This window comes from Bacillus methanolicus PB1 (genome assembly GCF_000262755.1).
Taxonomy (GTDB): domain Bacteria; phylum Bacillota; class Bacilli; order Bacillales; family Cytobacillaceae; genus Bacillus_Z; species Bacillus_Z methanolicus.
The window spans coordinates 42,161-55,985 of the sequence record NZ_AFEU01000002.1 but is presented as its reverse complement, the minus strand read 5'-3'; the positions used below and the strand labels follow the sequence as shown (position 1 = coordinate 55,985).

Annotated in this window: 9 protein-coding genes, 2 rRNA genes, 1 pseudogene and 1 riboswitch; all 12 genes and pseudogenes read left to right on the top strand. The window is 46.1% G+C overall.

All coding sequences use genetic code 11. The features are described from left to right. Positions 1-57 precede the first annotated feature (57 nt). The 12 genes and pseudogenes from PB1_RS05255 (at position 58) to purM (ending at position 13,821) form a co-directional block, all read left to right on the top strand. A 23S ribosomal RNA gene (locus PB1_RS05255) occupies positions 58-2,991 on the top strand. Positions 2,992-3,192: 201 nt separating this feature from the next. Then, a 5S ribosomal RNA gene (gene rrf, locus PB1_RS05250) occupies positions 3,193-3,308 on the top strand. Between the two features lie 564 nt (positions 3,309-3,872). Then, on the top strand, positions 3,873-4,076 hold the full coding sequence (locus tag PB1_RS05245; RefSeq protein WP_003351211.1) for an NETI motif-containing protein: 204 nt from the start codon (positions 3,873-3,875) through the stop codon (positions 4,074-4,076). A gap of 85 nt (positions 4,077-4,161) precedes the next feature. Next, positions 4,162-4,263: riboswitch (purine riboswitch) on the top strand. 132 nt (positions 4,264-4,395) lie between these two features. Then, positions 4,396-4,884, top strand: a complete 489-nt coding sequence (purE, locus tag PB1_RS05240) for a 5-(carboxyamino)imidazole ribonucleotide mutase (protein WP_003351210.1) — start codon at positions 4,396-4,398, stop codon at positions 4,882-4,884. Beyond that, a complete protein-coding gene (gene purK, locus PB1_RS05235) occupies positions 4,871-6,022 on the top strand; it encodes a 5-(carboxyamino)imidazole ribonucleotide synthase (protein ID WP_174269849.1) in 1,152 nt (383 codons plus the stop codon). The genes purE and purK overlap by 14 nt, the downstream gene beginning before the upstream one ends. A gap of 3 nt (positions 6,023-6,025) precedes the next feature. Further along, positions 6,026-7,319, top strand: a pseudogene (gene purB / locus PB1_RS05230) (adenylosuccinate lyase). Positions 7,320-7,467: 148 nt separating this feature from the next. Beyond that, a complete protein-coding gene (purC, locus tag PB1_RS05225; protein ID WP_003351207.1) occupies positions 7,468-8,193 on the top strand; it encodes a phosphoribosylaminoimidazolesuccinocarboxamide synthase in 726 nt (241 codons plus the stop codon). Further along, the gene (gene purS / locus PB1_RS05220) at positions 8,181-8,435 is read left to right on the top strand and encodes a phosphoribosylformylglycinamidine synthase subunit PurS (protein WP_003351206.1); all 255 of its coding nucleotides are present in this window, start codon (positions 8,181-8,183) and stop codon (positions 8,433-8,435) included. Before purC ends, purS begins: the two co-directional genes overlap by 13 nt. Then, complete coding sequence (gene purQ, locus PB1_RS05215; protein ID WP_003351205.1) at positions 8,432-9,118, top strand: phosphoribosylformylglycinamidine synthase subunit PurQ; 687 nt, start codon at positions 8,432-8,434, stop codon at positions 9,116-9,118. Before purS ends, purQ begins: the two co-directional genes overlap by 4 nt. After that, the gene (gene purL, locus PB1_RS05210; RefSeq protein ID WP_003351204.1) at positions 9,102-11,321 is read left to right on the top strand and encodes a phosphoribosylformylglycinamidine synthase subunit PurL; all 2,220 of its coding nucleotides are present in this window, start codon (positions 9,102-9,104) and stop codon (positions 11,319-11,321) included. The genes purQ and purL overlap by 17 nt, the downstream gene beginning before the upstream one ends. Continuing rightward, positions 11,306-12,721 carry an amidophosphoribosyltransferase gene (gene purF, locus PB1_RS05205; protein ID WP_003351203.1) on the top strand — a complete coding sequence of 472 codons (1,416 nt, stop codon included), beginning with the start codon at positions 11,306-11,308 and terminating at the stop codon, positions 12,719-12,721. The genes purL and purF overlap by 16 nt, the downstream gene beginning before the upstream one ends. A gap of 74 nt (positions 12,722-12,795) precedes the next feature. Further along, positions 12,796-13,821, top strand: coding sequence for a phosphoribosylformylglycinamidine cyclo-ligase (purM, locus tag PB1_RS05200; protein ID WP_003351202.1), 1,026 nt, complete (start codon positions 12,796-12,798; stop codon positions 13,819-13,821). Positions 13,822-13,825 lie beyond the last annotated feature (4 nt).

Here is a 13,825-nt window from a genome sequence, read left to right as displayed (position 1 = left end):
TATTGAAGAAGGCAAAAGAAGAACCGAGTATCGCCATTTTAGGTTTCAAACCTTTTAGGTTAAGTTAGAAAGGGCGCACGGTGGATGCCTTGGCACTAGGAGCCGATGAAGGACGGGACTAACACCGATATGCTTCGGGGAGCTGTAAGTAAGCATTGATCCGGAGATTTCCGAATGGGGAAACCCCCTATCCGTAATGGGATAGGATCCTAACCTGAATCCATAGGGTTAGGAGGGCAGACCCGGGGAACTGAAACATCTAAGTACCCGGAGGAAGAGAAAGCAAACGCGATTCCCTGAGTAGCGGCGAGCGAAACGGGAACAGCCCAAACCAAGAGGCTTGCCTCTTGGGGTTGTAGGACACTCTGTATGGAGTTACAAAGGAACGGAGTAGACGAAGAGGTCTGGAAAGGCCCGTCAGAGAAGGTAACAACCCTGTAGTTGAAACTTCGTTCCCTCCTCGAGTGGATCCTGAGTACGGCGGGACACGTGAAATCCCGTCGGAAGCAGGGAGGACCATCTCCCAAGGCTAAATACTCCCTAGTGACCGATAGTGAACCAGTACCGTGAGGGAAAGGTGAAAAGCACCCCGGGAGGGGAGTGAAAGAGAACCTGAAACCGTGTGCCTACAAGTAGTCAGAGCCCGTTAATGGGTGATGGCGTGCCTTTTGTAGAATGAACCGGCGAGTTACGGTCGCATGCGAGGTTAAGTTGAAAAGACGGAGCCGCAGCGAAAGCGAGTCTGAACAGGGCGAATGAGTATGCGGCCGTAGACCCGAAACCAGGTGATCTACCCATGTCCAGGGTGAAGTCCAGGTAACACTGGATGGAGGCCCGAACCCACGCACGTTGAAAAGTGCGGGGATGAGGTGTGGGTAGCGGAGAAATTCCAATCGAACTTGGAGATAGCTGGTTCTCTCCGAAATAGCTTTAGGGCTAGCCTCAAGTGCAAGAGTCTTGGAGGTAGAGCACTGTTTGGACTAGGGGCCCTCATCGGGTTACCGAATTCAGACAAACTCCGAATGCCAAAGACTTATCCTTGGGAGTCAGACTGCGAGTGATAAGATCCGCAGTCAAAAGGGAAACAGCCCAGACCGCCAGCTAAGGTCCCAAAGTATACGTTAAGTGGAAAAGGATGTGGAGTTGCTTAGACAACCAGGATGTTGGCTTAGAAGCAGCCACCATTTAAAGAGTGCGTAATAGCTCACTGGTCGAGTGACTCTGCGCCGAAAATGTACCGGGGCTAAACGTATCACCGAAGCTGTGGGTGGACACCGTCGGTGTCCGCGGTAGGAGAGCGTTCTAAGGGCGTTGAAGCCAGACCGGAAGGACTGGTGGAGCGCTTAGAAGTGAGAATGCCGGTATGAGTAGCGAAAGATGGGTGAGAATCCCATCCACCGAATGCCTAAGGTTTCCTGAGGAAGGCTCGTCCGCTCAGGGTTAGTCGGGACCTAAGCCGAGGCCGAAAGGCGTAGGCGATGGACAACAGGTTGATATTCCTGTACCACCTCTTTTCCGTTTGAGCGATGGGGGGACGCAGGAGGATAGGGCAAGCGCGCTGCTGGATTAGCGCGTCCAAGCAGTTAGGCCGCTGACGAGGCAAATCCCGTCAGCATCAGGCGGAGCTGTGACGGCGAGGGAAATATAGTACCGAAGTTCCTGATTCCACACTGCCAAGAAAAGCCTCTAGCGATGGAAAAGGTGCCCGTACCGCAAACCGACACAGGTAGGCGAGGAGAGAATCCTAAGGTGAGCGAGAGAACTCTCGTTAAGGAACTCGGCAAAATGACCCCGTAACTTCGGGAGAAGGGGTGCTTTTCTGGGTGCATAGCCCGGAAAAGCCGCAGTGAATAGGCCCAGGCGACTGTTTAGCAAAAACACAGGTCTCTGCGAAGCCGCAAGGCGAAGTATAGGGGCTGACGCCTGCCCGGTGCTGGAAGGTTAAGAGGAGGGGTTAGCTTACGCGAAGCTCTGAATCGAAGCCCCAGTAAACGGCGGCCGTAACTATAACGGTCCTAAGGTAGCGAAATTCCTTGTCGGGTAAGTTCCGACCCGCACGAAAGGCGTAACGATCTGGGCACTGTCTCAACGAGAGACTCGGTGAAATTATAGTACCTGTGAAGATGCAGGTTACCCGCGACAGGACGGAAAGACCCCGTGGAGCTTTACTGCAGCCTGATATTGAATTTTGGTACAGCTTGTACAGGATAGGTAGGAGCCTGAGAAGCCGGAGCGCCAGCTTCGGTGGAGGCGCCGGTGGGATACTACCCTGGCTGTATTGAAATTCTAACCCGCGCCCCTGATCGGGGCGGGAGACAGTGTCAGGCGGGCAGTTTGACTGGGGCGGTCGCCTCCTAAAAAGTAACGGAGGCGCCCAAAGGTTCCCTCAGAATGGTTGGAAATCATTCGCAGAGTGTAAAGGCATAAGGGAGCTTGACTGCGAGACCTACAAGTCGAGCAGGGACGAAAGTCGGGCTTAGTGATCCGGTGGTTCCGCATGGAAGGGCCATCGCTCAACGGATAAAAGCTACCCCGGGGATAACAGGCTTATCTCCCCCAAGAGTCCACATCGACGGGGAGGTTTGGCACCTCGATGTCGGCTCATCGCATCCTGGGGCTGTAGTCGGTCCCAAGGGTTGGGCTGTTCGCCCATTAAAGCGGTACGCGAGCTGGGTTCAGAACGTCGTGAGACAGTTCGGTCCCTATCCGTCGCGGGCGCAGGAAATTTGAGAGGAGCTGTCCTTAGTACGAGAGGACCGGGATGGACGCACCGCTGGTGTACCAGTTGTCTTGCCAAAGGCATCGCTGGGTAGCTATGTGCGGAAGGGATAAGTGCTGAAAGCATCTAAGCATGAAGCCCCCCTCGAGATGAGATTTCCCATAGCGTCAAGCTAGTAAGATCCCTGAAAGATGATCAGGTTGATAGGTCTGAGGTGGAAGCGTGGCGACACGTGGAGCTGACAGATACTAATCGATCGAGGACTTAACCTATAAGAAAGGTGGAGGTCGACTGTTTAGCCTCGACAAGTGCCGGAGCTTCTGGCGGAAAAGTCCTAAAGACTTTGACAGAAGAAGCGAAGCAACCTCGAGAGGCTAGGAGCCGGAACCGGACACCATTAAAACGATACTCAATCTTCCATCTTCTTCAATCATTATCTAGTTTTGAGAGAATGAATTCTCAAAGAAATTAAGTCTGGTGGCGATGGCGAGAAGGCCACACCCGTTCCCATGCCGAACACGGAAGTTAAGCTTCTCAGCGCCGATGGTAGTTGGGGCATTGCCCCTGCGAGAGTAGGACGCTGCTAGGCAAAATGAAAGAACAACCTGTTTCGGTTGTTCTTTTTGCATTTTGACGGTGATTTTATCATAAAAAAGACGACACCTGATTTTTGGAGGTATACTCGTTTTAAATTCTACTTTTCGGAAGGTTATGAGCCTTTATTTTGATATATGAGCCTTTATTTTGATATATGAGTCTTCGTTTTGATATATGAGCCTTTCATCCAGATAAATGAGCCTTCATTCCGATATATTAGTCTTCGTCCAGATATATGAGCCTTTGTTTTGATTTATGATCCTTCATTCAGATAAATGAGCCTTCCTCCACATAGATCCTTCATTCCGAAAAAATGATTCATTGTTCCGACCTATGAGCCTTCATTCCAAAATATATTCCTTTGTTCCTACCTTTGATCCTTCGTCCAAAACATGAGCCCTCGTACCAAAATAAAAGCCTATATTCCGACATAAGACCCCTCGTTAGCGTATGATCATTGTGAAGGTTAAATTTACGGCATTGGTGCATTTAGTAAACCTAAAACCATTTACAGAGATTTTTGAGTAAATTCTGTCAAGAAAGGAAAATCATTAACATGAGCAAAGAAAAAAAGAAAATGCTATTTGAAGTTCAAGAAAATGAAACGATTGATCAATGTCTTGATCGGATGAAGAAAGAAGGATACACTCCGGTAAGAAGAATGGAAAAGCCTGTTTTTCAAGAAGTGAAGACAGACGATTCGATTCAATATGAGCCGATTGGAAGGCAAATTGTGTTTGAGGCAAAAAAAATCGATTAGAAAAAGCCGAACATTTTTTTGCTAAAATAAAACATTGTTCGATTTTCGGTTGACAATTTCATTTGTAAGCTGATATGATGAAGACATAAATTAAGTATTAACCCCTCATATAATCATGGGAATATGGCCCATAAGTCTCTACCCGGCGACCGTAAATTGCCGGACTATGAGGGAAAGTTGATATGGCCGGATAAGACTAGTATCTTTTTTGAAGATATATATTTTTATGTTTGCAATTTATGCCCGGGCAGATCACTTTCTCTTTAGTTTAGAGAAGTGTCTGTTACGGGTTTTTATTTTGAAATCTGGAGGGAAAAAGATGGAAGTTCAGGTTGGGGTAATTATGGGGAGCGTTTCTGATTGGGAAACGATGAAACATGCGTGTAATGTGCTTGATCAATTACAAATTTGCTATGAAAAAAACGTCGTGTCAGCCCACCGGACTCCTGACCTCATGTTTGAATACGCAGAAAATGCCCGCAAGCGGGGATTAAAAGTGATTATAGCCGGAGCAGGCGGAGCAGCCCATTTGCCTGGAATGGTAGCAGCCAAAACGACTTTGCCCGTTATTGGGGTTCCTGTACAATCGAGGGCTCTGAACGGACTTGATTCTCTTTTGTCAATTGTCCAAATGCCCGGAGGAGTTCCTGTTGCAACCGTGGCAATCGGCAAGGCTGGCGCAACGAATGCCGGACTGCTTGCGGCCCAAATAATCGGAGCATTTGACCCGGCAGTTGCCGAAAGGCTTGATAACCTAAGAGAAGAAACGAAAAAGTCAGTTTTAGAAAGCAGGGATGGACTTGTTTGATAAAACCATATTACCTGGACAAACAATAGGGATTATTGGCGGCGGGCAGCTTGGACGGATGATGGCAATTGCTGCAAAAGCAAGCGGTTTTCGAATTGCGGTGCTGGATCCTGTCGAGGATTCGCCATGCGGACAGGTAGCCGATTACAAAATCATTGGCCGGTATGGCGATTTAGAATCTGTTCAAAAATTAGCGCGGGTAAGTGATGTTATTACCTATGAATTTGAAAATATAAATGCAGAGGCATTGGAATGGCTTTGCGAAAATGCATATGTTCCACAAGGCTCAAACTTATTGTATATTACACAGGACCGCATTCAAGAGAAGGCGGCGATTCAGGCTGCAGGCTTTGAGGTTGCTCCTTATGCAGTCATCAGAACGGTACAAGATATTTATGATAATATAAAGGTGCTTGACTACCCTGCGGTTTTAAAAACAGCCAGAGGCGGCTATGATGGCAAAGGCCAATTGGTGATCAAAGCAGAGAAGGATATTGAAGGCGCAAAAGTGCTTTTAGAAACGAGCGTATGTGTTCTTGAAAAGTGGATTCCGTTTGAAAAAGAAATATCAGTGATTGTTGCAAGGAATCCGCGGGGAGAAACTGCCGTTTTTCCGGTCGCAGAAAATATCCACCGGGACAATATTCTTCACGAAACAATCGTGCCTGCGAGAATCCCTGATTTGATAAAAAAGGATGCAGAGGCAAAGGCGGTTGGTCTCGCTGAATCGCTAGGACTGGTGGGAACGCTTGCAGTTGAAATGTTCCTAACAGCAAACGGAACAATTTTTATTAATGAACTTGCTCCTCGCCCGCACAATTCAGGCCATTTTTCAATTGAAGCGTGTGAGACATCACAATTCGAACAGCATATCCGGGCTATCTGCAATTGGCCGCTCGGAAGTACAAAGCTGTTAAAACCGGCTGTAATGGTCAATATATTAGGGGAACATCAGTCAAGCATCATTGAGAAACTCCCGCAGCTGCCTGATTGGAAAATCCATTTGTACGGAAAAGATGAAGCAAAAGAAAAACGGAAAATGGGGCATGTAACTATTATGCGGGATTCGCTTGAGGCGGCTCTAACAGAAATAGAACAAAGCGCAATATGGAACAGTGCAGTTAAGATCGGAGGCTAAAACATGATAGAACGTTATACAAGACCTGAAATGGGAGCGATTTGGACGGAAGAAAATCGCTTTAAGGCTTGGCTTGAGGTTGAAATTCTCGCTTGTGAAGCTTGGGCGGAACTGGGTGTTATACCGAAAGAGGATGTAAAAAAAATCCGTGAAAACGCGTCCTTCAATATTGAGCGCATTAAAGAAATCGAAGAAGAAACAAGACATGATCTTGTTGCATTTACTCGTGCCGTTTCCGAAACATTGGGTGAAGAGCGCAAATGGGTCCACTATGGATTAACGTCAACAGACGTTGTTGATACAGCTCTTTCTTACCTCTTAAAGCAAGCGAATGAAATTCTTTTAAAAGATATTGAAAAATTTGTTGAAATTCTTAAAAACAAAGCGCAGGAACATAAGTATACAGTGATGATGGGGCGCACCCATGGCGTCCATGCAGAACCGACAACGTTTGGCCTAAAGCTCGCACTTTGGTATGAAGAAATGAAAAGAAATCTTGAGCGTTTCAAGCAAGCAGCCGCAAACATTGAAGTCGGAAAGATTTCCGGAGCGGTTGGAACGTATGCAAACATTGATCCGTTTGTTGAAAAATACGTATGTGAAAAACTTGGGTTAAATCCTGCGCCAATTTCCACCCAAACATTACAGCGCGACCGCCATGCCCATTACATGTCAACAATTGCATTGATTGCGACATCAATTGAAAAATTTTCCGTTGAAATTCGCGGTCTGCAAAAAAGTGAAACACGCGAAGTCGAAGAATTTTTCGCTAAGGGGCAGAAAGGATCTTCGGCTATGCCGCATAAACGAAACCCGATCGGTTCGGAGAATATGACCGGAATGGCTCGCGTCATCCGTGGTTATATGATAACGGCGTATGAAAATGTTGCCCTCTGGCATGAAAGAGACATTTCTCATTCTTCAGCCGAGCGGATCATATTGCCGGATGCAACGATCGCATTAAACTACATGCTGAATCGATTCGGGAACATTGTGAAAAACCTGACTGTTTATCCCGAAAATATGAAGCGCAATATGGACCGGACACTTGGTTTGATCTATTCGCAGCGCGTGCTTCTAGCGCTTATCGATAAAGGACTCTCCCGCGAAGAGGCATATGATACCGTTCAGCCGAAAGCAATGGATGCTTGGGAAAAGCAAGTGCCGTTTCGCAGTTTAATTGAGATGGACGAAAAAAATCGCTTCTCACCTCACGCCGGCTGAAATCGATGATTGCTTTGATTATCATTACCATTTACAACATGTAGACACGATCTTTGAACGGTTAGGATTATAAAAGAAAGGATTTTCTAAAAAATACTAAGTGAAAGACCAGACCACTTTCATTGAACGATTACTATTACAAGGGTAAGGATTTTCCCTTACCTTTTTCAAACCCTATTATACTGAAGATTCCTAATTTTCGCGCTAAGGAGGCTCCCGCGATGGAAAAACGAGCACTGTTATATGAAGGTAAAGCAAAAAAGGTTTATCTAACGGAAGATGACAATGTCGTCTGGATTGAGTACAAAGATTCTGCTACCGCCTTTAATGGTGAAAAGAAAGCAGAAATCACCGGAAAAGGACGTTTAAACAATGAAATTACCAGTTTGCTATTTTCAAAGCTTCATGATGAAGGAATTGAAACCCATTTTATCAAGCGCTTGTCAGAAACAGAACAGCTGGTGAAAAAAGTTGCGATTATCCCTCTTGAAACAGTTGTTCGAAACGTTGCTGCAGGAAGTTTTTCAAAAAGATTAGGAATTGCGGAGGGAACACCATTCTCTAAACCGATTGTGGAATTTTACTTAAAAAATGATGAACTTGGCGATCCACTTATAACAGATGCCCATGTTCTTGAGCTGAAGCTTGCCACTGAAGAAGAGCTGAAAGAGCTGAAAAAAAAGGCTTTAAAAGTAAATGATATCTTAATTGGCTTTTTTAAAGAAATTGGAATCCGCCTTGTGGATTTTAAATTGGAATTTGGGAAAGACGCTGACGGATGCATTCTTCTTGCTGATGAAATTTCACCGGATACATGCCGGCTGTGGGATTTAAAGACTAATGAAAAGCTGGATAAAGATGTGTTCCGCCGCGACCTCGGAAATTTAACGGAAGCCTATGAAAAAATTCTTGCCAGATTAGGAGGCCAACAAGCATGTACAAAGTAAAAGTTTACGTGACATTACGTGAAAGTGTATTAGATCCTCAAGGAACTGCCGTGAAAAATTCTCTTCACTCCTTAAACTACAGTGAAGTAGCGGATGTACGAATCGGCAAATATATGGAGTTAACGATCGGCGAAACTGACCGGGATGTAGAAACAATCGTAAACGAAATTTGCGACCGCCTGCTGGCGAATCCGGTTATCGAAGACTATCGCTACGAAATTGAGGAGTGTGTTGCTCAATGAAATTTGCGGTCATCGTCTTTCCAGGATCAAATTGTGACGTGGACATGTACCATGCCATTAAAGATGAGCTTGGCGAAGAAGCAGAATATGTGTGGCATAATGCCGAAAGTTTGGAAGAATACGATGCAATTTTACTTCCGGGCGGTTTTTCATACGGAGACTATCTTCGTTCCGGAGCGATTGCCCGTTTTAGCAAAGTGATGAATGAAGTCGTGAAAGCTGCGGAAGCAGGGAAGCCTGTTTTAGGGGTGTGCAACGGATTCCAAATTTTATTGGAAGCAAGGTTGCTGCCTGGTGCAATGCGGCGCAATGAAAGTTTAAAATTCATTTGCCGTCCTGTCGAGTTAAAAGTGGAAAACAATCGATCCATGTTTACTTCCCTTTATAAGGAAGGCGAAACTATCACCATTCCAATTGCTCATGGAGAAGGAAATTACTATTGTGATGAAGAAACGCTGGCCAAATTAAAAGCGAATAACCAAATCGTTTTTACGTATCATGGAACGAATCCGAACGGCAGTCTTGCGAATATTGCCGGGATTATGAATGAACGTGGGAATGTTCTGGGTATGATGCCGCATCCAGAACGGGCGGTTGATGAGCTTCTTGGCGGCGCGGATGGTCTGAAACTTTTTCAATCAATCGTAAAACATTGGAGGGAAGCATATGTTGTTAACGCTTGAACCGGGTCCAGAACAAATTAAATCAGAGAAAATTTATCAGCAAATGGGCTTGTCTGATGAAGAATTTGCGATGATTGAAAAAATTCTCGGACGCCTTCCGAATTATACAGAAACGGGCCTTTTTTCAGTCATGTGGTCAGAGCATTGCAGCTATAAAAATTCAAAGCCTGTGTTAAAAAAGTTTCCGACAACGGGAGAACATGTGCTGCAGGGACCGGGTGAAGGCGCCGGAATTGTTGATATCGGCGATGAACAAGCGGTTGTTTTTAAAATTGAAAGCCATAACCATCCGTCTGCGATTGAGCCTTACCAAGGTGCTGCAACAGGTGTGGGCGGCATTATTCGCGATGTCTTTTCAATGGGCGCAAGACCGATCGCTCTCCTTAACTCTTTACGGTTTGGTGAACTTGATTCTTCCCGTGTCCGGTACCTATTTAAAGAAGTAGTTGCAGGAATTGCCGGATACGGCAACTGTATTGGAATTCCTACAGTAGGCGGCGAAGTGCAATTTGATCCAGCCTACGACGGCAATCCACTCGTAAACGCTATGTGCGTAGGCATTATTGACCATAAAGATATTAAAAAAGGGCAGGCGCACGGTGTAGGAAATACCGTTATGTACGTTGGTGCAAAAACAGGCCGGGACGGAATTCACGGGGCAACCTTTGCGTCAGAAGAATTAAACGAACAGTCTGAAGAAAAACGTCCGGCCGTACAAGTCGGGGATCCATTTATGGAGAAATTGCTGCTTGAAGCCTGCCTTGAGCTCGTTCAATCGGATGCTCTTGTCGGAATCCAGGACATGGGTGCGGCTGGCCTTACAAGCTCATCGGCTGAAATGGCGAGTAAAGCAGGTTCAGGTATTGAAATGAATTTGGATCTTGTACCGCAGCGGGAATCAGGAATGACGGCATATGAAATGATGCTGTCTGAATCTCAGGAACGTATGCTGATTGTCGTAAAAAAAGGCCGCGAACAGGAAATCATTGATCTTTTTTCTAAATATGGACTTGAAGCGGTTGCTATCGGCAAAGTAACGGATGATAAAATGCTTCGCCTTCTTCATAAAGGAGAAGTAGTTGCAGACGTTCCTGTTGATGCGCTTGCGGAAGATGCACCTGTTTATCATAAACCGTCCAAAGAGCCGAAATACTTCCGTGAATTTCAAGCGATGGAAAACGATATTCCGGAAGTGGCTGATTATAAGGAAACACTTCTTGCCCTTTTAAAGCAGCCGACGATTGCCAGCAAGGAATGGGTGTATGACCAATACGATTATATGGTGAGAACGAATACAGTTGTCACGCCTGGTTCAGATGCTGCCGTTGTTCGTATCCGCGGCACGAAAAAAGCTTTGGCAATGACGACGGACTGCAACTCCCGATATATTTATCTCGATCCGGAAACAGGCGGAAAGATTGCCGTTGCAGAAGCAGCGAGAAATATCATTTGTTCGGGGGGAGAGCCGCTCGCCATTACGGATTGCCTGAACTTTGGAAATCCTGAAAAGCCGGAGATATTCTGGCAGCTTGAAAAAGCGGTCGACGGAATGAGTGATGCGTGCCGCATGTTAGGCACCCCGGTTATCGGCGGAAATGTGTCCTTATACAATGAAACAAGCGGTGCGGCTGTTTATCCGACTCCTGTTGTTGGTATGGTCGGGCTTGTGGAAGATTTAAAGCATGTGACAACGCAAAACTTTAAAGAAGCCGGAGACCTTATCTACCTTGTCGGGGAAACGAAAGACGAGTTCGGCGGCAGCGAACTTCAAAAGCTTTCATACGGACGTATTTTCGGAAAGGCGCCTGAATTGGATCTCGAAACAGAGAAAGCAAGACAGCAGCAAATATTGAATGCAATCAGAGCCGGCCTTGTAGCTTCTGCCCATGATGTAGCAGAAGGCGGATTTGCCGTAGCTGTGGCAGAAAGCTTATTCGGAACAGCCGGGCTAGGAGCAGATGTGAAAATTTCCGGAAACTTTACGTCTGCATTATTCAGTGAAACCCAGTCCCGCTTCTTGCTTTCAGTGAAAAAAGAAAACAAGGAAGCTTTTGAAAAGCTTGTTAATGCAACTCTAATTGGAGAAGTGACCGATTCATCTGTTCTCAGGATCGTGTCTGAAACGAATGACCCTGTTATCGCAGCAGATGTTAAAGAGTTGGAAAGTGTTTGGAAAGGAGCCATCCCATGCTTGCTGAAATAAAAGGCCTTAATGAAGAGTGCGGGGTTTTTGGCATTTGGGGACACCCTGATGCCGCACAAATCACCTATTACGGGCTACACAGCCTCCAGCACCGTGGACAGGAAGGTGCCGGGATTGTCGTGACAGATGGACGCCATCTTACAGGTGTGAAAGGTGAAGGGCTGGTTACCGAAGTATTTACGGCAAATTCGATGGAAAAGCTGAACGGCAAAGCTGCTATCGGCCATGTCCGTTATGCAACTGCCGGCGGAGGAGGATATGAAAATGTCCAGCCTCTCCTTTTCCAATCCCAGAGCGGCGGATTGGCTGTTGCTCATAACGGCAACCTTGTGAATGCCAATGCGCTCAAGTTCCAATTAGAGGCGCAGGGGAGCATTTTTCAAACAAGCTCTGATACGGAAGTTCTTGCCCATTTAATAAAACGCGCCGGATTGCCTGAATTCAAAGACCGCGTTAAAAATTCTTTGACGATGTTGAAAGGGGCTTATGCGTTTCTGGTTATGACGGAGACGGAATTAATGGTCGCGCTGGATCCGCATGGTCTCAGACCGCTCTCGATCGGCATGTTAGGGGATGCCTATGTTGTGGCATCTGAAACATGTGCATTTGATGTAGTAGGAGCGCAATATTTACGGGATGTAATGCCGGGTGAGCTCTTGATAATCAATGATGATGGAATGAAATCTGAGCAGTTTTCGATGAATACATCCCGGGCTATTTGTACGATGGAATATATTTATTTTTCCCGCCCGGACAGCAATATTCACGGCATCAACGTTCATACAGCAAGAAAGAAACTCGGGAAAAGGCTGGCAATGGAAGCGCCGATTGAAGCAGATGTGGTTACGGGTGTACCTGATTCAAGCATTTCCGTCGCCATCGGATATGCGGAAGCGTCGGGCATTCCTTATGAAATGGGTCTAATCAAAAATCGCTACGTCGGACGCACTTTTATTCAGCCATCCCAGTCGCTTAGAGAACAGGGAGTAAAGATGAAGCTTTCTGCGGTCCGCGGGGTTGTTGAAGGAAAACGGGTTGTCATGGTCGATGACTCGATCGTAAGGGGAACAACGAGCAAGCGGATTGTGTCGTTGCTTAGAGAAGCGGGCGCAACAGAAGTTCATGTTGTGATCAGTTCTCCGCCGATTAAAAATCCTTGTTTTTACGGAATCGATACTTCAACAAGAGAAGAACTGATTGCTTCAGACAATTCGGTTGAAGAAATCCGACAGTTGATCGGCGCTGATACGCTTACGTACTTGTCGGTAGAGGGAATGATTGAGGCGATTGGCAAGAATGAAGACGGCGAAAACCGGGGACACTGCCTCGCTTGTTTTACAGGAAAATATCCGACGGAAATATATCCGGATACGCTCCAGTATTATTATCAAGAAAGTTAACGAAAAGCAGAAGGGCCATTTGAGCCCTTAATGCCGTTTTTCCTTTCCAAGAGACTTTCCAAGGAGGATCATCGATGGCGAACGCTTATAAACAAGCAGGTGTGGATATAGAAGCAGGATATGAAGCAGTTTCGAGAATGAAAAAGCATGTGCAAAAAACGATGCGTGCCGGTGTATTAGGCGGCCTGGGCGGATTTGGAGGCATGTTTGATCTTTCATCCCTTCAACTAAGAGAGCCTGTGCTTGTTTCCGGTACAGACGGAGTCGGAACGAAACTAATGATTGCGTTTTTAATGGATCAGCATGATACGATCGGAATCGACGCAGTCGCCATGTGTGTGAATGACATTGTTGTTCAAGGAGCAGAACCGATTTACTTTTTAGATTATATTGCTTGCGGGAAGGCAGACCCTGCACGGATTGAAGCCATTGTGAAAGGAATCGCCGATGGATGCGAACAGGCCGGATGTGCCTTGATTGGCGGAGAAACAGCAGAAATGCCGGGAATGTACGAAGCAGAAGAATATGACTTGGCTGGATTTGCAGTCGGTGCCGCAGAAAAGGCAAACCTCATTTCAGGTGAAAAGATTAAGGCCGGCGATGTGTTAATAGGATTAGCCTCAAACGGAATCCATAGTAACGGCTATTCACTCGTTCGAAAAATCTTTTTCAAAGATGCCGGAATGTCCATTTCTGATCATGTTGAAGATTTGGGCTGTACATTAGGGGAAGAGCTGCTTCGTCCGACAAGGATATATGTTAAGCCGATTCTATCAGCCCTTCAAAGCTTTGAGATAAAAGGGGTGGCCCATATAACCGGCGGAGGGTTTATTGAAAATATTCCACGCATGCTGCCGGAAGGGCTTGGTGCAGAAATTCACGAAGGTTCATGGCCGGTGCTGCCGATTTTCCATGTGATGGAGTCTGTCGGAAACTTAGAGCGCGGCGAAATGTACAATATTTTTAATATGGGTATCGGCATGGTTTTAGCTGTGGATGAAAAAATAGCAGCTGATGTGATCGAGCATTTCAATAATAGTGGAGAAAAAGCTTATCAAATCGGAATTGTTACGGATCAAAACGGAATCGAAATTCGTTGAAAAA